The organism is Roseovarius sp. D22-M7 (assembly GCF_037083785.1).
Lineage (GTDB): Bacteria > Pseudomonadota > Alphaproteobacteria > Rhodobacterales > Rhodobacteraceae > Roseovarius.
In genome coordinates, this window is the sequence record NZ_JBAPKY010000016.1 from 37,968 (window position 1) to 62,801 (window position 24,834).

The following is a 24,834-nucleotide window of genomic DNA, read 5'->3' on the forward strand; positions in this document are numbered from 1 at the left end:
GCGCGATGAACGGCGAAGGTGCGCGGCATGGACTTGCCCTTTGACGGCGCGATCAGCGCCTATTTCAGGACCGAGGCCCCGGATCACGTCCGCGCCGCCATCCACGAGGCCGAGGCCGGCAGTATCCTCGACCCGGCGTTTCCCTATGGCAAGCCGATGTCGAAGAAGGCCTACCAGCGGGATCTGCGCGCGCTCCAGATCGAGCTGGTCAAGCTGCGGCACTGGGCGCGGGCGACGGGCACCCGCATCGCCATCCTCTTCGAAGGCCGCGACGCCGCCGGCAAGGGCGGAACGATCGACCGCTTCCGCGCGCATCTCAACCCGCGCGGCGCGCGCGTCGTGGCCCTGCCCAAACCCTCGGACGTCGAGTCGACGCAGTGGTATTTCCAGCGCTATATCAACCATTTGCCTGCCAGCGGCGAGATGGTGTTCTACGATCGCAGCTGGTACAACCGCGGTGTTGTCGAGCATGTCTTCGATTTCTGCACCCCGTCCGAGCGCGAGCATTTCTTCGCCCAGGTGCCCGATTTCGAGCGGATGCTGGTGCATGAGGGGATCGTGCTTTTCAAGTTCTGGCTGGATGTCGGCCGGGCCGAGCAGCTGCGCCGCTTTCTCGACCGCGAGAAGGATCCGCTCAAGCAGTGGAAACTCAGCTGGGTCGATGTCGAGGGGCTCCGCCGATGGGAGGCCTACAGCACCGCCATCGGCGAGACGCTGATGCGCAGCCAGACCGAACACGCGCCCTGGACCGTCATCCGGTCCGACGACAAGCGCCGCGCGCGGCTGGCCGCGATAAGGCAGGTGCTGGCCGGCCTCGACTACACCCACAAGGACCCCCGCGCGGTCGGCACGTCCGACGCGTCCATCGCCACCGGGCCCGATAGCTGGACCGGCCGATCAGGCTGATCCGGCGAAGGGGTCCTCGGGATAGGCGACGCCGGCGAGGTACAACCCGTGCGGCGGGGCGACCGGTCCGCAGGCGGTGCGGTCGCGCGCGCGCAGCGCGGCGCCCACCCGGTCGGGCGGCCACGCCCCCGACCCGACCCTTTCCAGCGTGCCGACGAAGCTGCGCACCTGGCTGTGCAGGAACGACCGCGCCGCTAGGTCGACATGGATCTCGGGGCCGGTCACGGTCTCGACGCAGGCGATGTCCAGCCGGTCGAGCGTCTTGACCGGGCTCTTCGCCTGGCAGATCGACGCGCGGAAGGTGGTGAAATCGTGATGCCCCAGCAGATGCGCGGCCCCGGCGCGCATCGCCGCGATGTCGAGGTCGCGCCGCACCTGCCAGACGCGCCCGGCCTCGAGGGTCGGCGGCGCGCGGCGGGTGCTGACGCGAAAGAGATAACGCCGTTCGATGGCCGAGAACCGCGCGTGCCAGTCGCCTGCCACCCGCGCGCAGGCGGTGATCGCCACCGGATCGGGCTTCAGGTGATAATTCAGCGCCTCGGCCAGACGGTGCGGCGGCCAGTCCCCGGCCAGGTCGCAATGGGCCACCTGCGCCAGCGCATGCACGCCCGCATCCGTGCGCCCGGCGGCGGCGATCCGGTGGGGTCCGGTCTCCAGCCGGGCGAGCGCCGCCTCGATCGTCGCCTGCACCGACGGATGCGCGACCTGACGCTGCCAGCCTGAAAAGGGCGCGCCGTCGTATTCGACCTGAATCGCGTAGCGGGGCATCGGGACCTGTCTTGCGGATTGCACGCGCGGTTTGTCCCGGATCGCGGGGATCAAGGCAACCCGGAAAACCGCGCCGCTTTTCCTTGGACGCGGCGCGGTGTAAGCCGAGGCCACGTCCAGCTGCCGGAGCACGCGCATGATCGCCCCCCTGCCAGACACCACGCTGCTTTTGCAGATGCTGGGCATGCTGCTGGTCATCGGCGCGGTCGCCGGGGTGCTGGCGGGCCTTCTGGGCGTGGGCGGCGGACTTGTGCTGGTGCCGTCGTTCTTCTACGCGTTCCGGACGCTCGGCTATGACGGGCCACAGCTCATGCAGATCTGCCTTGCCACCTCGCTGGCCACGATGATCGTCACCTCGATACGCTCGGTGCTGAGCCATCATCGCCGCGGAACCGTCGACTGGGCGGTGCTGCGCGGATGGGCGCCGGGCATCGCCCTTGGCGCGATCCTCGGCGTGGTGGTGGCGGCCAGCCTGCGCTCGACCACGCTGCAGGCGATATTCGGCGGGCTCGGCGTGATCCTCGGGCTCTATATCGGGTTCGGCCGTGCCGACTGGCGGCTCGGGCTGACGATGCCCATGGGGCCGCTGCGCGGGGTCCTGTCAGCGGTGATCGGTTTTCTTTCGGTGCTGATGGGCATCGGCGGTGCCATTTTCGGCGTGCCGCTGATGGGCCTTTACGGCGTGCCCATCCACCGCGCCGTGGCCACCGCTGCGGGGTTCGGCCTGACCATCGCCGTGCCGTCGGTGGCGGGCTTCCTGTTCGTCGGGATCGCGCCGGAAAACCGCCCGCCGCTGACCTTCGGTGCGGTCAACCTGGTGGCCTTCGGCGTGATCGTCGCGATGACGCTGATCACCGCGCCCTGGGGCGTGCGGCTGGCCCATGCGATGGACCCCAGACCGCTGAAACGGGTGTTCGCGGTCTTCATCACTCTGGTCGCGCTCAACATGCTGCGCAAGGCGGTCGGATGGTAGCGGATCTGGTACGGACGGGCTGGGCGCACTTCCCGGCAGAAGCCGCGCTTCGGGACTGGGCGGCCGAGGCGCGCAGTGCAGCCCTCGCGCGCATCGCGGATCCGGCCCAGCGCGCGCAATGGCTGCAATGCGAGGGCACGTGGTTCGTCGGCGTCGACACCCTGCCCAACGATTCCCGTGGCCGGGTCGGTGCTTCGGCACCGCTGGAGTGTGCCGCGACCGACGCGGCGCGCGACCTTTACGGGGCGCTGCCGCTGCATCCCGGCCAGGTCTCGGTCACCTATCCGGGCTACCCGAAGCCCCGCGCGGGCGAGAGCGACGCGGCGTTCCGCTACCGGCTGAACCGCTGCGCCGCGCATGTCGACGGGTTGCTGCCGGTCGGTGCCGACCGCCGCCGGATGCTGCGCGAACGCCACGCCTATATCCTCGGGCTGCCGCTGACCGAGACCGGCGCGGGTGCCGCCCCGATGGTCGTCTGGGAGGGCAGTCACCACATCATGCGCGACGCCTTCGAGACGGCGCTTGGCGGCCTCGATCCAAGCGACTGGGGCGACATCGACGTGACCGATGTCTACCGCGCCGCCCGCCGCGAGGTGTTCGCAACTTGTCCGCGTGTCACCGTGCACGGACCGCCCGGCACGGCCTGCCTGGTGCACCGCCTCGCGCTGCACGGTGTGGCCCCGTGGCAGGAAGGGGCCAGCGCCCCGCCCGAGGGGCGCATGGTCGCCTATTTCCGGCCGCAATTCGGCGATGTCGCGCAGGATGCATGGCTGCGCCGGCCCTAGGCCCGTCCGCCGCTGAAAATGCGCGAAGCCAGGTCTGCGGTCGGCCACGAATGCCCGTGAAATCGCGTTCCGGTCACAATGCTGGTCAAATAAAACGCAAATGAGGGGCAAAACCGCGATTTTTAGGACAATCGAATCCTTTTCGTCTGCTAGCGTTGCGCATCGGGCAAGATAATGACTCGACCCCGATCAGCCCGATCAAGGAAACAACGAGGGAGAACAGTCATGTCTGGAAAATTTGTCGTCGGGTTCGACGGCAGCGTGCCGGCGCGACGCGCGCTGGAATTCGCGGTGGAAAGCGTGCGCAGGCAGGGCGGCACCATCGTGCTGGCGCATGTGCTGGAATGGTCGCCCTACTCGTTCCTGACACCGGAAGAGCTGGAAGAGCGCCACAAGCGCCGCCGCGAAGAGCTGGAGCGCGCGCGAAAGGCCATCACCTCCACGGTCGTGGCCGAACTCGAAGATGCCGGCATCGCGGTGGAGACCGAGATCCGCTACGGCAAGACGCCTGACATCCTCGGCCGCATCGCCAAGGAGAAGGACGCGGTCCAGATCATCATCGGACGCGACGGACAATCGCCCCTTGGCGCGCGGGTATTCGGATCCGTGGCCGGCGCGCTCGTACAGACGGCACCGGTCCCCTGCACCATCGTGCCGTGACAGAACAGTAACAACAGGGAATAAACGCATGAAATATTCTTCAGTGCTCGCGGGTCTCGCCGTCATGGCGACGATGATCGCCGCCTCGGCCGCCCGTGCCCAGGAACAGGCCATGTCGCTCGACGACAAGGTGAACCAGATCTTCGCGGACTCGACCGGCTGGTTCGTGAGCCTCATCTTCTCGAACTTTCCCGGCACGGCGTTTCCGTGGATCGTCGGCTGGCTGGTGATCGGGGCGGTGGTGTTCACCGTCTATTTCGGGTTCATCCAGTTTCGCGTGATCGGCCATGCCATCGCGCTGGTCAAGGGTGACTATTCCGATCCCAACGATGCCGGCGAGGTCAGCCATTTCCAGGCGCTGGCCACGGCGCTGTCGGGCACGGTCGGGCTGGGCAATATCGCCGGGGTGGCGGTCGCCATCGGCATCGGCGGACCCGGGGCGACATTCTGGATGATCCTCGCGGGCCTGATGGGCATGGCGACGAAATTCACCGAATGCACGCTTGGCGTGAAATACCGCAACGAGTACGCGGACGGCCGCGTCTCGGGCGGGCCGATGTATTACCTGACCAAGGGCTTCACCGAACGCGGGCTGCCGGGTGGCAAGATCCTTGCCGTGCTGTTCTCGATCTTCTGCATCCTCGGCGCGCTCGGCGGCGGCAACATGTTCCAGGCCAATCAGGCGCATCAGCAGATCAGCGGCGTTCTGGGCGAGTACCCGGGCTGGATCACCGGGCTGGTCTTCGCGGGGCTGGTCTTTGCGGTCATCATCGGCGGGATCAAGTCGATCGCGCGCGTGACCGAAAAGGTCGTGCCGTTCATGGGCATTCTTTACGTGGGCACCGCGCTGATCATCATCGCGATGAATTACGACCTCATCGGCTGGGCCTTCGGGCAGATCTTCGAGGGGGCCTTCACCGGTCTGGGGGTCGCGGGCGGCTTCGTCGGCGCGCTGATCCAGGGGTTCAAGCGGGCGGCATTCTCGAACGAGGCCGGCGTCGGATCCGCGGCGATCGCGCATTCGGCGGTCCGCACGAAAGAGCCGATCACCGAGGGCTATGTCGCCCTGCTGGAGCCGTTCATCGACACCGTCATCGTCTGCACCATGACCGCGCTGGTGATCATCATCACCCAGCAACTGGTGAGCGATCCTTTGACCGGAATGTATCTGCTCAACGATGCGGGCACGGCAGTCCGTACCGTCGGCGACACTTCGGGTGTCGGGCTGACCTCGGCGGCCTTCGGCAGCAAGATCAGCTGGTTCCCGTATGTCCTGGCCCTCGCCGTGGTGCTTTTCGCCTTCTCGACGATGATCACCTGGTCCTATTACGGCCTCAAGGCCTGGACCTACCTCTTCGGCGAAGGCGAGACGAAAGAGCTTGTTTTCAAGGTGATATTCTGCATCTTCGTGGTGATCGGGGCGGCCTCGCAGCTGGGTCCGGTGATCGACTTCTCGGATGCGGCGATCTTCGCGATGGCGGTGGTCAACATCATCGGGCTCTACGCGCTGATGCCTATCGTCAAGCGCGAGCTGGAAAGCTATGCTGGCCGGCTGAAATCCGGCGAGATCAAGAAGTTCGCTTGATCTCCTGACGCGGACACAAGGCCGGGGACACGGCACGGGGCAGGCGAAACATCGCCTGCCTCTTTTCATTGTCGCGACGGCTTCATATCTGCGATGGTACAAGCGAAACCGTGTTTATCGACAAAAAGGAGGACGCGTCATGGACAAGAAAACCTATCAGGAGAAGATGCAGGCCCAGCTCGACCAGTGGCAGGCCGAGATGGACAAGCTCAAGGCGCAATCGAAAGAGGCGTCCGCGGACATGCAGGCGAAGTACCAGGAAGAAATCGACAACCTGCGCGAAAAGCGGGACGAGATGCAGAAGGAATACGAGAAGGTTCAGGCCTCCAGCCTCGAGGCATGGGAAGATTTCAAGAAGGGCGCCGACAAGGCCTGGGACAACATGGCCGAAGCGATGAAATCGGCGTGGAACCGGTTCAGCTAAGATCGATGCCGGGCGGGCGACAGCCCCCCGGCCCCTTGCTATTTCACACATCATGAACCGCCGCGCGTCGCGGTCGCCGTCTGTAGCGGGCTCAAGTCAGCCCAGACCCGGTCCGCCGCGCCCGCTGCGATGCAGCGTAAAACGGGCTTGCAATTTTCGGCCCGAGACCCTGTAAATCCGGCAACGCAAACAGCAGGAGCCGGCCATGGATTTCGACCTCTCTGAAGAACAGACGGCCATCTTCGACATGGCCCGCAGCTTCGGTCAGGACCGCATCGCGCCGCATGCGCGCGACTGGGAACGCACCGGCACGATCCCCAAGGAGCTTTGGCCCGAGATCGCGGCGCTCGGGTTCGGCGGGCTCTATGTCAGCGAGGAGTCGGGCGGCGCGGGGCTGTCGCGGCTCGATGCGACGCTGGTCTTCGAGGCCCTGTCGATGGCCTGCCCGTCGGTCGCCGCCTTCCTGTCGATCCACAACATGTGCGCCAAGATGATCGACAATTTCGCCGATGACGCGTTGAAGGCACGCGTGCTGCCAGGCGCCCTGACGATGGAGACCGTGCTGTCCTACTGCCTGACCGAACCCGGGTCGGGCTCGGACGCCGCGGCGCTCAAGACCCGGGCCGAGCGCACCAATGAAGGCTACACCCTCAACGGCACCAAGGCGTTCATCTCGGGCGGCGGATATTCCGACGCCTACCTCGTGATGGTCCGCACCGGCGAGGCCGGCTATCGCGGCATCTCGACCGTCTATGTCGAGGACGGCACGCCCGGCCTCAGCTTCGGCGGGCTCGAGGAGAAGATGGGCTGGCGCAGCCAACCGACGCGTCAGGTGCAGTTCGACGAGTGCAAGATCGCCGCCGGAAACCTGATCGGCGAAGAGGGCAAGGGGTTTTCCTACGCCATGAACGGCCTCGATGGCGGGCGGCTGAACATCGCCGCCTGCTCGCTGGGGGCCGCACAGCAGGCTCTGGACATGACCCTGAAATACATGGCCGAGCGCAAGGCCTTCGGGCAGTCCATCGACCAGTTCCAGGGCCTGCAATTCCGCCTTGCCGACATGGAGATCGACCTGCAGGCGGCGCGCACCTTCCTGCGCCAGGCGGCGTGGAAGCTCGACAACGGCGCCCCCGACGCGCCCAAGTTCTGCGCGATGGCGAAAAAGCGCGTGACCGAGACCGGCAGCGAGGTCGTCAACCAGTGCCTGCAACTGCATGGAGGGTACGGCTACCTTGCCGATTACGGGATCGAGAAACTGGTCCGCGACCTCCGCGTGCACGAGATCCTTGAAGGCACCAACGAGATCATGCGCCTGATCGTCGCGCGGCAGATGCTGGCCGGGACATGAGCGATCAGATCCACATCCGCACCGAGGGGCGCGCCGGCCGCATCACGCTGACCCGGCCCAAGGCGCTGAACGCGCTGTCCTACGAGATGTGCCTCGAGATCGAGCGCGCCCTCGACGCGTGGCGCGACGACGACGCGGTCAGCCTCGTGCTGATCGACGCGGAGGGCGACAAGGCGTTCTGCGCGGGCGGCGATGTGCAGCAGCTTTACGAGACCGCGCGCGCCGGCGATTACGCCTTCGCGCGCCGCTTCTGGGCCGATGAATACCGCCTCAACGCGAAGATCGCGGAATACCCCAAGCCCTTTGTCGCGCTGATGCAGGGCTTCGTGATGGGGGGCGGCGTGGGCATTTCCTGTCACGGATCGCACCGGATCGTCTGCGACAGCACGCGGATCGCCATGCCGGAATGCAGCATCGGCCTTGTGCCGGATGTGGGCGGCTCGCTGTTGCTGGCCCGCGCGCCGGGACTGCTGGGCGAATATCTGGGCACCACCGGAACGCGCATGGGGCCCGGCGACGCGATCCATTGCGGCTTTGCCGACACTTACGTGCCGCAAGAGGGCTGGGGCAAGCTGACCGCGGAGCTGACAGAGACGGGCGATACGGATCTTATCGCGCGGCACGCCTCATCGGCGCCCGAGGCTGATCTGCGGTCGCACACGCAGAGGATCGGGGCGCATTTCGGCGCAGTGACATTGCGCGACATCATCGCATCGCTTCAAGGCGAGGATGACGGGTTTGCCCGCGACACACTGGGGGCGATGCAGCGAAACTCCCCGCTTTCAATGGCTTGCACGATAGAGATGATCCGGACCTTGCGCAACGAGGGGGCGGGCATCCGCCGCGCGCTCGGGCTGGAATACCGCTATACCTACCGGTCCATGGAGCAGGGCGATTTTCTGGAAGGCGTGCGCGCCGCGATCATCGACAAGGATCGCAATCCAGCCTGGCAGCACGATCCCGACAGGCTGCCCGACGCGGCGGTGTCAGAGATGCTGGCGCCGCTTGATGCCGGCATACCGACATTCGAGGAGGAGGAGACGACATGAAGTTCGGGTTCATCGGGCTGGGCAACATGGGCGCGCCCATGGCCGCCAACCTTGCCAAGGCGGGGCATGACGTGACCGGGTTCGACACTGCCGGGGTCGAGGTCGAAGGTGTGACTGTCGCGTCAAGTGCCGCCGAGGCCGCGCGCGGTGCGCAGGTGGTCATCACCATGCTGCCCAACGGCAAGATCCTGCGCGCGGTGGCCGCCGAGGTGATCCCGGCCATGGAGGCGGGCGCCGTGCTGCTGGATTGCTCGACCGTGGACGTGGACAGCGCGCGCGACGTCGCCGCGCAAGCCCAAGAGGCCGGGTTGTCGGCCCTCGACGCGCCGGTCTCGGGCGGCGTCGGTGGGGCATCGGCCGGCACCCTGACATTCATGGTCGGCGGCGACGAGGCGGGGTTCAAGACCGCCCGAGACCTCTTTGATATCATGGGACAAAAGGCAGTTCATTGTGGCCCGGCCGGCAACGGGCAATCGGCCAAGATCTGCAACAACATGATCCTCGGGGCGACGATGATCGTCACCTGCGAGGCGTTCGCGCTGGCCGACAAGCTGGGCCTCGACCGGCAGGCGATGTTCGATGTCGTCTCGACCTCGTCGGGGTCGTCATGGTCGATGAACACCTATTGCCCGGCGCCGGGGATCGGCCCGAAATCGCCCGCCGACAACGACTACACGCCCGGCTTCGCCGCCGAACTGATGCTGAAGGATCTGACGCTGGCCCAGCAGGCGGCCGAGACGGCGGATGCCGACACGCCGCTGGGGCGCGCGGCGCGCGAGCTTTACGCGCAATTCGTCGAGAACGAAGGCGGCACCGGCCGCGACTTTTCCGCGATGCTGCCAAGGTTCGAGAAACGCGGGCGAAGCTAGGGCACGGCGCAGAAAGGAACGGGGCGGCGCATGGCACCGCCCCGTCTACTCTGAACCAAGTCAACTGGCTAAATTCATTCGGGCTTCGGCGGCAGGATCACCCGGTCGACGACGTGGATCACGCCGTTGGACTGTTTCACGTCGGCGATGGTGACGGTGATCATGCGACCGCGCTCGTCCCCGAGCATGATGCTGTCGCCTTCATAGGTCGCCTTCAACTCGCAGCCGCCAAGCGTCGGCACGATATGCATGCCGCCATCATCGTCGATCATGCCCTTGATCGCCATCGCCATCGCATCGGCGCCCACGACGTGGCAGGTCAGGATCTGCGTCAGCTGATCGCGCGCGCCGGGTTCGAGCAGTTTCTCGACCGCGCCCTCGCGCAGCATGCCGAAGGCCGCGTCGGTCGGGGCGAAGACGGTGAACGGCCCCTCGCCCGACAGCGTCTCGACAAGGCCCGCCGCCTTCACGGCGGCGACCAGCGTTTCGTGATCGGCGGAATTGACCGCGTTCTCGATGATGTTCTTCTGCGGCGACATCTCGGCGCCGCCGACCATCGGGTTGTCCATCGCCGCGACGGCCATCGTCGCGCTGACGGCCAGCGCGCCGGTCGCCGCGATCGCCAGGGCGCTCGACGCGAAATACATCTTGGTGCGTGTCATGTGTTGTCTCCTCGGTTGAACGGATGCCCGCGGCCCGTTCGGCCGCAGGTCACACGCAGACACGCACGCCGGTGCGAAAGAGTTTCAGACTTTTTTTCGGCTCAGACGTCGCGGACCTGTCCGACCGCGAGGATATCGCCGGTGGGCGCACCGGTGGGCGATCCGCCCTCGGGCTCGTCCGAGATTGCCAGCGTCGATCCCGCGAACCGGTCGCGCAGCGTGTCGGGCACGCGCAGCACGGCGCGGCGGTCCGGCGGCAGCACCCCGAGCGAGACCGGCGCATCCTCGCCGGCGATCAGCCACAACTCCAGCGCGCGGCCCGGGGCGGCATCGCCCGCCGCCCGCTCGACGAAAAGCCGCCCCGTGGCGTCGTCATAGACCGCCTGCACCACGAGGTCGCGATCCTCGGCCGAGAGTTCGGCGACATAGGGCGCATCCCCGGGCGGCAGCGGCGCGCGCTCGAAAAGACCGGCAAACCCGATGACGAGCACGGCCGCCGCGGCGGCCGCAACGCCGCCGCCCCAGAGCAGAAGCCGCAGGTGCCACGGCCGCCGCGCCTCTGTCGCGAAGAGACCGGCCTCGATCCCGCGCCAGACATGCGCGGGGGGCGCCTGCGCGGGCGCGTCATCGGCAAGGCCGGTCAGATCCTCGGCCCATTGCGCGTAGAGCGCGCGCAGTTCCGGCTCGCGGTTGAGGCGCGCCTCGAACGCCGCCGCCTCGTCGGCCGAGAGCAGCCCGAGGGTATATTCCCCCGCAAGGACGCGGTCGTCGTCCCGATCCGGCTGATCCTGATCGCTCATCGCGTCAGACACTCCTTGAGCGCGAGCAGGCTGCGGCGCAGCCAGGTTCGCATCGTGTTGAGCGGCACGTCGAAACGGGCCGCGAGATCCGCGTAGGTCTCGCCCTCCAGATAGGCACGGCGCACGGCCTCTGCCCGGTCGCCGGGCAATTCGCCGAAACACGCCACGAGGCGGCTGCGCTCTGACGCGGCGATCGTCGCATCCTCGGGGCCGATGCCGGGATCGGCCGCACGATCGTCGATCTCGGCCTGCTCTCCGGCGCGGCGCCGCTTGCGCAGGCGGTCCACCGCGGTATTGCGCATGATGGTGATCAGCCATGTCATCGGGCTGAGACCGTTGACCTTGTAGCGGGACGCGTTGTGCCAGACCTTGACGTAAACCTCCTGCATCACGTCCTCGGCCTCGGCGCGGTCATTCAAGACACGCAAGGCGATGCCGAATAGTTTCGCCGAGGTGGCGTCGTAAAGCGTCTGGAATGCGGCCCGGTTTCCCTGGCCGACACGCAGGATCAGATCCTCGATATCGCTGCGTGTCACGATGACCTCATTACGCGTTCCGCGGATGCCAGCATATCACGCGAAACCCGCGTGACCAGTCGCGATCCGCCCTCGATCCGTCCTGGGGCCGGGCCGATATTGCGCCTTCCCCTTGCCCTTCCGCGCGATATGTTGCAACACGCGACTGCACAAACGACCCGAATGAAGGACCGGCGACATGGCTGACGGCACGATGGACATCAACGCGAAACCGACCGAGGAGGTCTCGGTCCGCGACACGTTCGGCATCGACAGCAACATGGTCGTTAAAGGATTCTCGGAGCCGTCCGAGCGCGTGCCCGAGTTCGATCCCACCTACAAGTTCGATCCCGACACGACACTCGCCATCTTGGCCGGATTCTCGCATAACCGCCGCGTGATGATCCAGGGCTATCACGGCACCGGCAAGTCCACCCATATCGAGCAGGTCGCCGCCCGGCTCAACTGGCCCTGCGTGCGGGTCAATCTCGACAGCCATATCAGCCGCATCGACCTGATCGGCAAGGACGCGATCAAGCTGCGCGAAGGCGTGCAGGTGACCGAGTTCCACGAGGGCATCCTGCCCTGGGCGCTGCGCAACCCCACCGCGATTGTCTTTGACGAATACGATGCGGGGCGCGCGGACGTGATGTTCGTCATCCAGCGCGTGCTCGAGGCCGACGGCAAGCTGACGCTGCTGGACCAGAACGAGGTGATCACGCCCAACCCCTATTTCCGGCTGTTCGCGACTGCCAACACCGTGGGTCTCGGCGACACGACCGGGCTGTATCACGGCACCCAGCAGATCAACCAGGGCCAGATGGACCGCTGGAGCCTCGTGGCGACGCTGAACTACCTCAGCCATGACGCGGAAACGGCGATCGTGCTGTCGAAGAACCCGCATTACAACACCGCCGAGGGGCGCAAGACCGTCAGCCGCATGGTGACCGTCGCGGACCTGTCGCGCACTGCCTTCATGAACGGCGAGTTGTCAACGGTTATGAGCCCGCGCACGGTCATCGCCTGGGCCGAGAACGCGCAGATCTTCCGCGACGTGGGCTATGCCTTCCGGTTGACCTTCCTCAACAAGTGCGACGAGCTGGAGCGTCAGACCGTCGCCGAATTCTACCAGCGCTGCTTTGACGAGGAACTGCCCGAAAGCGCCGTGAACGTCACGGTGCGGTAGTCTCGCTGGCGCAGGGGGCCTGCAATGAACAAACCCACCGACAACCCGGCCGATCCGTTCAAGAAGGCGCTGGCCAACGCGACCAAGGTGATGGCCGACGATTCCGATCTCTCGGTCAGCTATTCGGTCGATCCCAGCGGGGTTTCCGGCGACGCGATGCGGCTGCCGCAGATCTCGCGCCGGATGTCGCCCGAGGAGGTGCTGATCGCGCGCGGCACCGCCGATGCGCTGGCGCTGCGCCACAAGTTTCACGATGCCGGCCTGCATGCCCGCTACAGCCCGCCCGGCGACATGGCGCGCGAGCTGTACGAGGCGATGGAGACCGCCCGCTGCGAGGCCGTGGGCGCGCGCGAGATGCCCGGCACCGCCACCAATATCGACGCCCGCATCGCGCAGGATGCCAGCCGCGCGGGGTACGACCAGATCACCGCCGCGGCCGACGCGCCCCTGCCCGCCGCCGCGGGCTATCTCATCCGCCATCTCGCGACCGGGCGCGACATGCCCGCCGGCGCGCGTAACGTGATGGAGCTGTGGCGCGGCTTCATCGAGAAGCAGGCCGGCGGTACGCTGGAGGATCTGCAGGACACGCTGGCCGATCAGACGGCGTTTGCCAAGTTCGCCCGCCGCATCATCGAGGATCTGGGCTACGGCGACCAGCTGGGCGACGATCCTGACAGCCCCGACGAGGACACCGACGACGACGCCGAGGATACCGGCGACGAGCAGCAGGAGCCCGACAGCAGCGGCGACGACGACAGCCAGGAAGACGAGGCCGACGCCGATCCGGAACGCAGCCAGGACGAACAGCAGGACGCGGCTCAGTCGCAGGTCAGCATGGACGACCTCGCCGACGAGGAGATGGACGAGGAAACCGAGCTGCCCGAGGGCGAGGCCCCGCTGGAGCCGCCTACCCCGCAGCCCGTGTCGGACGCCGATCCCACCTACCGGGTGTTCGACAGCACCCACGACGAAGAGATCCGCGCCGAGAACCTCGCAGAGCCGATCGAGCTGGAGCGCCTGCGCGCCTATCTCGACCAGCAGCTCGACCCGCTGAAGGGCGCCGTGTCGCGGCTGGCCAACAAGCTGCAGCGGCGGCTGCAGGCGCAGCAGAACCGCAGTTGGGAATTCGACCGCGAGGAAGGCATCCTCGACGCCGGGCGGCTGGCGCGGGTGGTCGCCAATCCGACCACGCCGCTCAGCTTCAAGGTGGAAAAGGATACCGAGTTCCGCGACACCGTGGTCACGCTGCTGCTGGACAATTCCGGCTCGATGCGGGGGCGGCCCATCTCGATCGCCGCGGTCTGCGCCGACGTGCTGGCGCGCACGCTCGAACGGTGCTCGGTCAAGGTCGAGATCCTCGGCTTCACCACCCGCGCGTGGAAGGGCGGGCAAAGCCGCGAGAAATGGCTGGCCGAGGGGCGGCCGCAACTGCCGGGGCGTCTCAACGACCTGCGCCACATCATCTACAAGTCCGCCGACACGCCGATGCGGCGCAGCCGCGACAATCTCGGGCTGATGATGAAGGAAGGCCTGCTGAAGGAAAACATCGACGGCGAGGCGCTGGAATGGGCGCACCGGCGCACGGTCGCCCGCAAGGAGGCGCGCAAGATCCTGATGGTGATCTCCGACGGCGCGCCGGTCGATGACAGCACGCTGTCGGTGAACCCGGCCAACTACCTGGAAAAGCACCTGCGCGACGTGATCGCCATGGTCGAGCGGCGCAAACAGGTCGAATTGCTGGCCATCGGCATCGGCCATGACGTGACGCGCTACTATGACCGGGCGGTGACCATCACCGACGCCGATCAGCTTGCGGGCGCGATGACCGAACAGCTTGCGGCGCTGTTCGACAACGATCCGCGCGCGCGCGCCCGAGTCATGGGGTTGCGCAAGGCGATGTGACCCGGCGGGGCGCGCGCGAAAGCGCTTGATCTCCGCCCGCCCGCCCCGCATGCACGCGGGCCATAGCGACAACAGGACCCGCGCGCCAGATCATGCCCATGACCCTCACGACCCTCGGCGACCTCGGCGCGCTGCCCTTCGACGAGATCATCGATGTGCGCTCTCCTGCCGAATATGCCGAGGATCACCTGCCCGGCGCGATCAACCTGCCGGTCCTGTCGGACGCCGAACGCGCCCGCGTCGGCACGATCTACGTGCAGCAGGACCGCTTTCTCGCGCGCAAGGTCGGGGCCGCGCTGGTGGCGCGCAACGCCGCGCGGCATCTCGAAGGCGCGCTTGCGGATCGGGGTGGCGGCTACAGGCCGCTGGTCTATTGCTGGCGCGGCGGGCAGCGGTCAGGGTCGTTCACCGGCATCCTGCAACAGATCGGCTGGCGGGCCGACACCATCGCCGGCGGCTATCGCAGCTATCGCCGGCTGGTCGCGGGCGTGCTTTACGACAGCGAATTCCCGGCCCCGATGGTGCTGATCGACGGCGGCACCGGCACCGCCAAGACGCGGCTGCTGGGCCATCTGGCGCATCAGGGCGCGCAGATCCTCGACCTCGAGGATCTCGCGGCGCATCGCGGGTCGGTCTTCGGCTCGATGGACCGCCCGCAGCCGTCGCAGAAATGGTTCGAAAGCCGGCTGGCCGCTCATGTCACGCGGCTTGATCCCGCGCGGCCGGTCTTCGTCGAGGCCGAAAGCACCCGCATCGGCCGCATCAACCTGCCGCCGGCCCTCGCCGTGGCGATGAAGGCGGCGCCGGCGGTACGGATCGCCGCGCCGCTCGGCGCCCGCGTCGGGCACCTGATGACGGAATATGCCGATCTCTGCACCGACCAGGCGCAGATCGAGGCGATCCTCGACCGCCTGGTACGCTTTCACGGGCACGAGGCGGTGGCAAAGTGGCGCGACATGGCCGCAAGGGGCGATCATGCGGCGCTGGTCGAGGCGCTGATAGTGCAACATTACGACCCGCGCTACACCCGGATGGCGACGCGGCATGACCGCCCCGTGCTGGACCTGCCGGACCTCGCCGACATGACGCTTGCGGCAACCGCGCGCCGGCTGATCGCCGAGCAGGGCTAGACCAGCCGGATCTCTGCCGGGCCGTCGGTGACGGTGCCGATGATCGCCGCCTCGTGCCCGGCGGCGCGCAGCGCGGCAACCCGCGGGTGCGCCGTCCCGGGCGCGACCGCCGCCAGCAGTCCGCCCGCGGTTTGCGGGTCGTGCAGCAGCGAGGCCCGCGGGTCATCCCCGGCACCAATCACCGGCGACGCCCGGCGGTTGGCGGCCCACACGGTCGAGCGGACGGCCTGCGCCGCCAGCGCCTCGGCCCCCGCAAAGACCGGCACGACGGCGGGCGAAATCTCGGCCCCCACGCCCGAGGCGCGGCAGATTGCCGCGAGGTGCCCGGCCAGACCGAAGCCGGTCACGTCCGTCATCGCATGGGCACCTTCAAGGATCTGCGCCGCGTCGCCTTGCGGCTGTGCCAGCACCGTAAGCAGCGCGGCCACATCGCCGCCCTGCGCCAGCCCGCGCATCTCCGCCGCCAGAAGCGTGCCCGACCCGATCGGCCGCGTCAGGATCAGCGCATCGCCCGCGCGCGCCCCGCCGGTGGTGATCGCCGGCCCGTCCAGCAGCCCGGTCAGGGTGAAGCCGATGCTCAGCTCGGCGCCCATGCTGGAATGCCCGCCGACGATCTCGGCCCCGGCCTCGCGCAGCGCGGCGCCGGCCTGCGCCATGATCTCGGCCATGGTTCGGGCCTGCAACGGTTCCGACATGCGCGGCAGGGTGATCGAGACAAGCGCGGCCTGCGGGCGCGCGCCCATGGCCCAGATATCGCCAAGCGCGTGCAGCGCGGTGATCCGCGCCATGCGCCCATGATCGAGGGTGAAGGCGCGCAGGTGATCTGTGGTCAGCACCTGCCGCACGCCGCCCATCCCCAGCAGCGCCGCGTCATCGCCCGGTCCGGACAGGATGTCGGGCCGGGTGCCGTGCCGCTCGGCGGCCAGCGTTCCCGCCAGTACCGAGGGCGCCACCTTGCTTCCGCAGCCGCCGCAAAGCGGATCATCGCCGGCCGCCTCGTCCAGCGCGGCGGGGCCTCGGCGCTTGGGCGCCTGCATCTCGGGCAACGGGTTGAACTGCGCCATGAACCGCCGGTCGATCCGGTCCTTCCAGCGCCAGAGCAGCGGCGCGGCCACCGCCACCCCTGCCCGCTCGGCCAGCGCGGACTTGCCCCCCAGCGAGACCAGCTTGAGGTAATGGCGCTGCGGCTGAAAGGCGCGCAGCCGTCGGCCCGACAGCGCCGCGCGCAGGTTGTCGCGCAGCACCGGCGCGGCGCGGACCGCGAACACCCCGGCCTTGGGCCGCGGCGCGAGGTCGAGATGCGCGCAATCGCCGGCGGCGAACAGCGTCTCGCTGCCGCGCACCCGCAGGTCGTGGCCGACGCGCAGGAAACCCCGATCCGTCACCGGCAGGCCGCTTTCGGCGATCCACGGATGCGCCCGCGCCCCGGCGGCCCCGGCGATGAACCCGGCGGGCACATGGCTGTGATCGGCCAGATCGACCCCGGCCCCGGTGATGCGCGTCACCTCTGTTTCTGTCAGCACGCGCACGCCCATCTGATCGAGCGCGCGCAGCAGGCGCGGCCGGGCCGACGGCATCTCGGGGGCGATCCGCGCGGCCCGCTCGATCAGCGTGACCGCGACCGCGCCCGCGTCCTGCCCGGCACCGCGCAGCCGGTGGGCCATGGCCATCGCAAGCTCTATCCCCGCCACACCGCCGCCGATCACCGCCGCCTGCGGCGCGGCTTCGCCCGCCGCGACCCGCGCCACGAACCCGTCCCAACGGGCCGCGAAGGGCCCGAGCGGCTTGGCCGCCGTTCCGTGTTCGGAAAATCCCGGCAGATCGGGCATGCGCGAATGGATGCCGATATCGACACTGGCCACGTCATAGCCGATCTCGCCATGGCCCGCGACGGTCATCGCGCGGGCGGTGTCGTCGATATGCGTGACCGGACCGATCAGCAGCCGCGCGCCGGCAAAGCGCGCCAGCCGCACGAGGTCGATCTCGAGCTCGGCGCGGCGGTAATGGCCCGCCACCAGCCCCGGCAGCATGCCCGTATAGGGCGCCATCGGGGCCGGGTCGACAAGCGTCAGCCGGGCGCCGGGCAGCGGGTTCATCACCCACATGCGCAGCACCAGCGCATGCGCGTGCCCGCCCCCGACAAGGACGAGATCGCGCGACAGCGTGACAGGTGATGGCATCATGATCGGCGGCCTCCCCGGGGTCGGATGCGTCCTACGCCATCACGCGCGCCGCGAAAAGCGCGGCATGCGCGCCGGGCGGCCTCAGAACGGGAAGAACAGCGGGATGACCAGCACCGCGACCACCGCGAAAAGCAGGTTGAGCGGCAGGCCCACCACGATGAAATCGCGGAACTTGTAGCCCCCGGCCGAGTAGACGAAGGTGTTGGTCTGGTAGCCGATCGGGGTCGCGAAGCTGGCCGAGGCCGCGAACATCACCGCGATGATGAAGGGACGCGGATCAAAGCCCAGCTCCAGCGCGATGGCGATGGCGATCGGGCCGACAAGCACGGCGACCGCGTTGTTCGAGACCATCTCGGTCAGCACCGAGGTCATGACATAGACCGCCGCCAGCACCGCCAGCGGGCCGAGGCCGCCGACGAGGTAGACCACGGATTCCACCAGCACCCGCGCGGCCCCTGTCGCCTCCATCCCCATGCTCAGGCCGAGCATGCCGAAGATCAGGAACAGGATGCGCCAGTCGATGGCGTCGAACGCCTCGTCTGGGTCGAGGCAACGCGTCAGCATCGCCACCGACGCCCCGATCACCGCAAGCCCGGCGATCGGCATCACGCCGGCCGCGGCCAGCCCCATCACCAGCACGATGATCCCGATCGCCAGCGGCGCCTTGTCGCGGCGCACCGGGCGTTCGGAGGTGGCCGTCAGGTTGATGATCCCGCCATCGTCCATCATCCGGCGCAGCCCCTCGGGCGGGCCCTCGAGAAGCAGCGTGTCGGCAAATTGCAGCCGCGTGTCCTGAATGTCGCGCGAGATGTTCTGTTCGTGGCGATGCACCGCCATCAGGTAGACGCCGTACTTGCGGCGCAGCTTCAGATCCTTGATCGGGCGCCCGCGCAGATGCGAATGCGGGCCGACGCTGGCCTCCATGGTGATCGTGCGCTCGGCGGTCACCGGCTCGAACCCGCTTTCGTCCATGTCGCGGAATTCCACCTCGCCATCGTCCTTCAGCCCGAGGATCTCGCCGGTATCGGTCTTGATCACCACGCGGTCGCCGGACATCAGCTCGAGCGTCTTGAGGTGGCGGCGCATCGAGACCTCGCCGCGCACCACGTCGAGGATGCGCGCGCCGGACTTGTTGAAGGGCAACTCGTCGAGGGTCTTGCCGATATAGCGCGAGCCATGCGGAATCAGCAGCCGGGCAAGGAACTTGCGCTTGCTTTCCTGACCCAGCGTCGAGGCCAGCGACGAGCGGTCGGGCAGCAGGAATCGCCCCGCGAACACCATGTAGAGCACGCCGACCGTGCACAGCACGAGGCCCGGCAGCGTCATCTCGAACATCGACAGCGGCGGCTGGCCGGCATCCATCGCCACGCTGCTCATCAGGATGTTGGTCGAGGTGCCGACCAGCGTCAGCGTGCCGCCGAAGATCGCCGAATACGAAAGCGGGATCAGCAGCCGCGACGGCGAGACGCCAAGCGAGCCCGCCAGCGAGATCATCACCGGCGTCAGCAGGATCACCACCGGGGTGTTGTTCATCACCGCCGAGGCGATCATCGAGCCGAACATCATCAGAAGGATGGTGCGCAGGAAGGACCCGCGCGCCTGTTCGCGCAACAGGTCCCCGATCAGTTCGAGAACGCCGGTACGTTCCAGCGCCGCCGACAGGATGAACATCATCGCGATGGTGATCGGCGCGGACGAGCTGAAGACCGTCAGGAAATCGTCCGTCTGGATGATGCCGCTGGCCAGCAGCACCGCCGAGGCGGCGAGCGCGGTGACCTCCGGCGGGTATATCTCCCTGATGAAGAAGATGAAGACCACCGCCAGCACCACGAGAACGAAGATCTGGTCGACTGTCATGCGCGGGTGTCCGACCTGCAGGCTGTGTCCGAAACTGGCGTGCACTTAACGCCGGGCCGGGGCCGGAGTTCAACCTCTAATTCGCCGGACGGGCGGCATACCCGCGATTCGGGCAGGCGCTGGTGTTGCCCCGCTGACACATGATAACCGATCCGGGCAGCGTATCGCATGCAGGACCAACGTGGTCGCGGGCAAAGCCCGAGGGACGGTTGCAAGCCCAGCGCGCCCGCAGGCGCTGAAAGGGCCAGCGACTTGCGGAAGGCGGGTCGATGCTGCGGCGCAAGCAGGTCCGGGGTCCATGCGATTTCCCGGAATTGCCGGTCAGTGTCGCGGAAAGAGCCCGCGTTACCGCCGTGGACTATGTCTCGGGCCGCTGCCTTGCATCGACGGCCCGGCGCGTCGAGGAGGCCGGGCCAACCATGCCTGATCCGTACCGCCCCATCCGGCCATCAAGCGTGAGATTTTCGCACATTATTGGCGCGGGAGACCGGGTGCGCCTCTGCCTCTCCTGATGCCGGATCGGCTGGTCAGTGAAAAGGCACCGGGTTTCCAACACCTATTCGGCCGCCTGGGATCCTTCGCGAAGCGAACGTTGAAAGATCGGTATCGCGGTGCCGCGCGATTCCTGCTCGCTCTGATCCCTGGTCCGGCTCGGGGCGGTGAAAAAGCACCCCATGATCGAGAACAGGATCGACAGGTTCAAGGCGCCGCAGATCAGGAAATATACCGTCCACTTCGTGTAATCCGGTCCCTCGCCGGCGCCGAAGTGCGTCCATTGCATCACGATCCAGAGAGCGAACAGCGTCCCCGAAAGGCTCCAAAGCGCGTCGCGCCAGAACCTGATCGGCTCGAGATGCAGAGACACCCGCATCGACGCCGCGGCCACCAACACCCCCCAGACCGGGGGAATAATGGTAAACGGCACGGCGTTGTAAAAACTGCCGGGCATGGTCAAGGCCGTGCACAGGATGAACAGGCCGATGACCGAGACCGACCAGATCAACGTATACGCCACGATGCCCTCGGTCAGGCGAAAGTCCCGAGGGCGGTCGCCGCCGACGCGAAGTTCCCGCAGCGAGGCAAGCGCGCTGCCGTGATAGCAGCCGTGCAGAAGCGGCCATGCGATAAACCAGGTGCCAAAGATCAGCCACATCATCACGTTCATCGATTTCGCCGCCCACGCGCTGTCGCGCAGACTTGTCATGTACCAGTCCAGAAACGCGCTTTCGGGAAATATTTCCTGCACTTTCTCCATGAAACCGACATCCATCAGGTAGCGGATCAGGAACACCAGCGCCACGTACAGACCAAGCTGGATAACCACGATCCAGACTGCCCGGTCCGTGCGCAGCCGCACCGACCCCAAACGCGGCCAGAGCCCGAGGCGCGCGAAGAACCTGTGATCCGGCTGGTGCGAGGCGGCCAGCGCGATGCAGATGGCAAAGCCCAGAACTTGCCCGGCCACCAGCCGCACAAGCTTCTCGCGCTCGGCAAGGCTGTCATCGATGCTTTTCAGGCCGAAGCCGCAAAGCGGCGTCAGGCCCGCCAGCAAGGACTGAAGCTGGCTGCGCAGCTCGGTCACCGCCTCGAACAGCTGGATGACCGATTCAGCCGGCGCCGCATCCGCCCCGGGCGCGATCTCCTGCAGTGCACCGAAGGCGGAGGTGTTCAACGCCGCAAGCCTGCCACCGAGCGCGTCGAGTTCCTCGTCCAGCGCCTCGGCCACGTCATCGAGCCGGGACACGGGAATGTCGCGCACCCGGTCGGTGCCGTCGGGAAGGCCGGTGGCGGCGCGCACCCGTGCATACGCGCCCAGACCCTCGGCCACGCGGCGGTTCTCCTCTGAAAACCCGGCGGCGATCTGCGCTGCCGCATCCTCGATGGCCCGCAATCCTTCCAGAGCCATTGCAAGCTGGGCATTGATGCCGAGGACCGTCTCGCGCAGCGGCACGAGAGATTTCTCGATCTGCTCGAGCTTGTCCTCATGGTTGACCAGTTCGTGATCGACCTCGGCGGAGAAGTCCCGCTGCTTGAGGCGCCAGAGCATGAACTCGACCCTCGGCAAGAGTTCGAGCCGCCGCTGCAAGGCCTGTTCCGGCCGCACCTCGAGCTCGAAGTCGTAATAGGTCGGCATGTGCCGGTCGGCCGCGGAATCGCGCAAAAAGCTGCGCAGCCTTCCCTCGAGCTCGGCATGGTCAACCTCGCCAAGCTTCTCGTCCACCAGTGGCTTGGTGAAGAAATCGCGCTCGAGCTGGGCGAAGATCCGCACGGCCTCGTGGGGGATCATCGCCCGGGTCTGGAAGAAGCCGCGCAATTGCCCTTCGAAATCCGACTTGGCAAAGAATACGGTCACCAGAAGGCCGGCCCCAAGGAACCACAGATGATCGCGCCCCTGGCCCTGCATCATGTCGGGTCCGAGCTTGGTCAGCAGCGGGTTGCCCGGAAACACGAATTCGAGAAGCACGACGACCTTGGTCACGAATTCGGGGGCGAAGACGATCAGCAGAAACAGCGCCGACATCAGGGCGCCATAGAACGAGGCCCAGGCACTGTACCGCATCCAGGTCGTGAAAAAGCGCGGCTGGTGGTCGGGAAAGACCTCGGGCGTCTGTCCCAACCGCGGCCAGGCATTGAACCGCGAATAAAAGTAGAGGAAAATCCCGACCGTGCAGGCGCCCGTCAGGAACATGTCCTGAACGCTCTGTTGCAACGTCGTGCCTGTCCAGCCGAGCACATTCGACGGCATTGTGAAGAGCGTTCCCGTCCACTCGGGGCTGCGGCCGACATAGATCAGGAAGCCGGCAAGCGCGACAACCGGTATCCAAAGGCATCGCCACACCATGGCAGTGCTCCAACACCATTGTTTTCCAATCGTTAATTTGTAACACTTATTGTTTACATTAGCTAAAACAATCGATGCGGTAGCGGCGTCTATCCAAAATTGTCGGAAAGCACGAGGCGATCCCGATGGGTATTCCAAGACTATGTTATTCGGTGGTTTTCCTGGCCCTTGCCGGCGCGGACGCGTGGGCTCAGAGCGATTTCAGGGATCTCTGCGGCACGACGATCCGGGTCGGGTTGCGCAGCGACGCACCGCCCTTCGCCTTTCACAAGGACCGGTTCGCGTCTGATTCTTTCGGACAATGCGGACCGCCTCGAACCGACGCGCCGCTGCAGGATCATGTCGGCTACACGGTCGAACTCTGCCGCGGCTTTCTGGAGACCGTGATAAGCGATTGCCGGGGCGACCCGCCGAATATCGTTCCTGTCGAGGTGCCGATCGCCGAGCGCTACGACATGCTTGCCGCGGACGCGCCGCCGTTCGATCTGCTGTGCGGCGCGACCACGGCGACCGTGACGCTGCGGGCCGAGCTTCCGGCCAGCCCCTACACGTTTCTCACAGGCACGTCGGTGCTGGGTGGACCGGGATTTCTCGACGAGACCGGCTGCCGGGTCGGTGTGATCGGCGGCACCACGTCGGATGCCACCAGTACGGCCACCAACAAGGTCGAACGCCGCCTTCCCGGATGGGAAAGCTTCACGCAAGGGCGCCCAGGCTGCGACCCCCGCGCGCTCGAAGACGGCCTGGTCCACACCTACCCCGACACGACGACCGCGATCATCGATCTGCTTTCGGACGGGTCCAGATCCAAGGCCGACCTCCTGCTCGAAGACCGCCACATCCTGCAATGGCACCTCGCCAACCTGACCGCGCTGCCGGGCAAGGTGACCCGTGTGCCCGAGGAAGACCCGGTTCCCTTCGAAAAGCTGACGGCTGAAGATATCCGCGCGATCCAGGGTCGCATGACGCTCTTGCCGGACATCATCACGATAGAACCCTATGCCGTCGTCGGCCCGCGCGGCTCGTCGCAGGTGGTCGCGCATTTCAGCCGCTACCTGACCCGGATCCAGGGCGAACCCGGCTATACCCGACTTCTCCGGCAATGCTTCGGTCGACAGGTCGATCGATCCTTCTGGTTCCTTGTCGAGTTCCAAAGCAATGTCCGTGAGGGCGATTTTCTGCCCCAGCCAGAAAGCCCCGTGCGATGAGGCGCGGGGAGACGGTGAAAAGGCAGCGTTGCACCGGATACCGCACCCGCCCGGTTCGTGCCGGGGGCGTGCCTCCGGCGTATCCGTGGACCTTGAGATCGACCAAGTCCATTTGCCGGAGTTCATCGGGGCGAGTGGGTGTATCCGCGAGGCTTCGCGGGCGCGGAGTGCCTCACGAAAAGCATGTGGGCCTTCAAAAACAGCTTTGGGCGCCCGGCCGTCACCTCGGTTTTCCCTCGACGAGGCCGGGCCTGCATCCGGTATATGGCAAGCGTCGCGCATTATGTGTCAGGTGGGGAACATCAGTCGACACGGCTCGCCGCGGAGCGCGCCCAGTCCCAGTACATCTCGCGCACCCGCTCGGTCACCGGCCCGGGCTGGTACTGCCGGTCCTCGAATGCCGAGACCGGCGTGACCTTCATCATGTTGCCCGACAGGAACACCTCGTCGGCGGCCTCGAAATCGCCAAAGCTCATCACGCGTTCATGTACCACCATTCCCGCGGCGCGCATGTTGGCGATGTGCCGCGCGCGGGTGATTCCGGCCAGGAACGTGCCGTTGGGCACCGGGGTGAAGACCTCGCCATCCCGCACCGCAAAGACATTCGCCGTCGCCGTCTCGGCCACGTTGCCCAATGCGTCCGCGACCAGCGCGTTGCCGAACCCGCGCGACCGCGCCTCGGCCAGCATCCGCGCATTGTTGGGGTAAAGACAGGCCGCCTTGGCATTGACCACGGCATCGGCCAGCACCGGGCGCCGGAACTGCGTGCGGCACAGCGTCGTCGTGGCGCCCGCGGCGGCCATCGGGATCTCTTCGAGGCAAACGGCGAATCCCGTGCCGCCGCCCTCCTTGGGCACGATCGCCGACATGCCGCCATCGATCGCCCAGTACATCGGCCGGATATAGACCGCGGCATCGACGGGATAGGCCCGCAGCCCCGCATGGATGATCTCAACCATCTCGGCGACACCCACCGTCGGCGTCACCATCAGCGCCTCGGCCGAGGCATTGACCCGCGCGCAATGCCTGTCGAGATCCGGGGTCATCCCATGCGCGTAGCGCGCCCCGTCGAAGACGTTGCTGCCCAGCCACATGCCGTGATCGGCGGCCTTCATCACGGCGAGATCGCCCTCATGCCACCGGCCTTCGAAATATGTGCGGATGTTCGTCCCCGTCGGCATG

General features: G+C 66.9%; 21 protein-coding genes. 13 read left to right on the forward strand and 8 right to left on the reverse strand.

Annotated features, from left to right (window positions below; genetic code table 11):
* Positions 1-27 precede the first annotated feature (27 nt).
* Positions 28-906 (forward strand): polyphosphate kinase 2, encoded by an 879-nt coding sequence (ppk2, locus tag V8324_RS09280; protein WP_336419654.1) that lies wholly within the window; start codon positions 28-30, stop codon positions 904-906.
* On the opposite strand, the gene truA is transcribed toward ppk2, so the two are convergent.
* Positions 898-1,674, reverse strand: a complete 777-nt coding sequence (truA, locus tag V8324_RS09285) for a tRNA pseudouridine(38-40) synthase TruA (protein ID WP_336419690.1) — start codon at positions 1,672-1,674, stop codon at positions 898-900. The two genes, ppk2 and truA, sit on opposite strands and share 9 nt — an antisense overlap.
* A gap of 136 nt (positions 1,675-1,810) precedes the next feature.
* Here truA and V8324_RS09290 point away from each other — a divergent pair, with 136 nt between their 5' ends.
* From V8324_RS09290 to mmsB, 8 genes are all read left to right on the forward strand, one after another.
* On the forward strand, positions 1,811-2,647 hold the full coding sequence (locus tag V8324_RS09290; protein ID WP_336419655.1) for a sulfite exporter TauE/SafE family protein: 837 nt from the start codon (positions 1,811-1,813) through the stop codon (positions 2,645-2,647).
* A complete protein-coding gene (locus tag V8324_RS09295; RefSeq protein ID WP_336419656.1) occupies positions 2,641-3,432 on the forward strand; it encodes a hypothetical protein in 792 nt (263 codons plus the stop codon). Before V8324_RS09290 ends, V8324_RS09295 begins: the two co-directional genes overlap by 7 nt.
* 225 nt (positions 3,433-3,657) lie before the next feature.
* On the forward strand, positions 3,658-4,092 hold the full coding sequence (locus tag V8324_RS09300; RefSeq protein ID WP_336419657.1) for a universal stress protein: 435 nt from the start codon (positions 3,658-3,660) through the stop codon (positions 4,090-4,092).
* Positions 4,093-4,156: 64 nt separating this feature from the next.
* The gene (locus V8324_RS09305; RefSeq protein WP_442970502.1) at positions 4,157-5,677 is read left to right on the forward strand and encodes an alanine/glycine:cation symporter family protein; all 1,521 of its coding nucleotides are present in this window, start codon (positions 4,157-4,159) and stop codon (positions 5,675-5,677) included.
* A 139-nt stretch (positions 5,678-5,816) separates the two neighbouring features.
* Positions 5,817-6,101 carry a hypothetical protein gene (locus tag V8324_RS09310; RefSeq protein WP_336419659.1) on the forward strand — a complete coding sequence of 95 codons (285 nt, stop codon included), beginning with the start codon at positions 5,817-5,819 and terminating at the stop codon, positions 6,099-6,101.
* A 205-nt stretch (positions 6,102-6,306) separates the two neighbouring features.
* Positions 6,307-7,449, forward strand: a complete 1,143-nt coding sequence (locus V8324_RS09315; protein WP_336419660.1) for an acyl-CoA dehydrogenase family protein — start codon at positions 6,307-6,309, stop codon at positions 7,447-7,449.
* Complete coding sequence (locus tag V8324_RS09320) at positions 7,446-8,498, forward strand: enoyl-CoA hydratase/isomerase family protein (RefSeq protein ID WP_336419661.1); 1,053 nt, start codon at positions 7,446-7,448, stop codon at positions 8,496-8,498. Before V8324_RS09315 ends, V8324_RS09320 begins: the two co-directional genes overlap by 4 nt.
* Complete coding sequence (mmsB, locus tag V8324_RS09325) at positions 8,495-9,367, forward strand: 3-hydroxyisobutyrate dehydrogenase (RefSeq protein WP_336419662.1); 873 nt, start codon at positions 8,495-8,497, stop codon at positions 9,365-9,367. Before V8324_RS09320 ends, mmsB begins: the two co-directional genes overlap by 4 nt.
* 74 nt (positions 9,368-9,441) lie before the next feature.
* Here mmsB and V8324_RS09330 read toward each other — a convergent pair whose 3' ends face one another.
* From V8324_RS09330 to V8324_RS09340, 3 genes are all read right to left on the reverse strand, one after another.
* Positions 9,442-10,029 (reverse strand): fasciclin domain-containing protein, encoded by a 588-nt coding sequence (locus V8324_RS09330; protein ID WP_336419663.1) that lies wholly within the window; start codon positions 10,027-10,029, stop codon positions 9,442-9,444.
* 101 nt (positions 10,030-10,130) lie between these two features.
* On the reverse strand, positions 10,131-10,829 hold the full coding sequence (locus V8324_RS09335) for an anti-sigma factor (protein WP_336419664.1): 699 nt from the start codon (positions 10,827-10,829) through the stop codon (positions 10,131-10,133).
* Positions 10,826-11,368 (reverse strand): sigma-70 family RNA polymerase sigma factor, encoded by a 543-nt coding sequence (locus V8324_RS09340; RefSeq protein WP_336419691.1) that lies wholly within the window; start codon positions 11,366-11,368, stop codon positions 10,826-10,828. Before V8324_RS09340 ends, V8324_RS09335 begins: the two co-directional genes overlap by 4 nt.
* Before the next feature lie 175 nt (positions 11,369-11,543).
* Between V8324_RS09340 and cobS the strand changes: the two genes are divergently transcribed.
* From cobS to mnmH, 3 genes are all read left to right on the forward strand, one after another.
* Positions 11,544-12,530 carry a cobaltochelatase subunit CobS gene (gene cobS / locus V8324_RS09345; RefSeq protein ID WP_336419665.1) on the forward strand — a complete coding sequence of 329 codons (987 nt, stop codon included), beginning with the start codon at positions 11,544-11,546 and terminating at the stop codon, positions 12,528-12,530.
* Between the two features lie 24 nt (positions 12,531-12,554).
* Positions 12,555-14,432, forward strand: coding sequence for a cobaltochelatase subunit CobT (cobT, locus tag V8324_RS09350; RefSeq protein ID WP_336419666.1), 1,878 nt, complete (start codon positions 12,555-12,557; stop codon positions 14,430-14,432).
* Positions 14,433-14,524: 92 nt separating this feature from the next.
* On the forward strand, positions 14,525-15,562 hold the full coding sequence (mnmH, locus tag V8324_RS09355) for a tRNA 2-selenouridine(34) synthase MnmH (protein ID WP_442970499.1): 1,038 nt from the start codon (positions 14,525-14,527) through the stop codon (positions 15,560-15,562).
* Here the strand turns inward: mnmH and selD are convergent.
* The 3 genes from selD to V8324_RS09370 all read right to left on the reverse strand — a co-directional run bounded on the left by selD (position 15,559) and on the right by V8324_RS09370 (position 22,444).
* The gene (selD, locus tag V8324_RS09360) at positions 15,559-17,745 is read right to left on the reverse strand and encodes a selenide, water dikinase SelD (protein ID WP_336419668.1); all 2,187 of its coding nucleotides are present in this window, start codon (positions 17,743-17,745) and stop codon (positions 15,559-15,561) included. The genes mnmH and selD overlap by 4 nt on opposite strands.
* Before the next feature lie 81 nt (positions 17,746-17,826).
* Entirely contained in the window at positions 17,827-19,602 is a 1,776-nt protein-coding gene (locus V8324_RS09365; protein ID WP_336419669.1) for an SLC13 family permease, read from the reverse strand.
* A 556-nt stretch (positions 19,603-20,158) separates the two neighbouring features.
* Complete coding sequence (locus tag V8324_RS09370; RefSeq protein WP_336419670.1) at positions 20,159-22,444, reverse strand: hypothetical protein; 2,286 nt, start codon at positions 22,442-22,444, stop codon at positions 20,159-20,161.
* 125 nt (positions 22,445-22,569) lie between these two features.
* On the opposite strand from V8324_RS09370, the gene V8324_RS09375 reads away from it, so the two are divergent.
* Positions 22,570-23,652 (forward strand): hypothetical protein, encoded by a 1,083-nt coding sequence (locus tag V8324_RS09375; RefSeq protein ID WP_336419671.1) that lies wholly within the window; start codon positions 22,570-22,572, stop codon positions 23,650-23,652.
* Positions 23,653-23,954: 302 nt separating this feature from the next.
* On the opposite strand, the gene V8324_RS09380 is transcribed toward V8324_RS09375, so the two are convergent.
* Positions 23,955-24,833, reverse strand: a complete 879-nt coding sequence (locus tag V8324_RS09380; protein WP_336419672.1) for a branched-chain amino acid aminotransferase — start codon at positions 24,831-24,833, stop codon at positions 23,955-23,957.
* Between the last annotated feature and the right edge of the window lies 1 nt (position 24,834).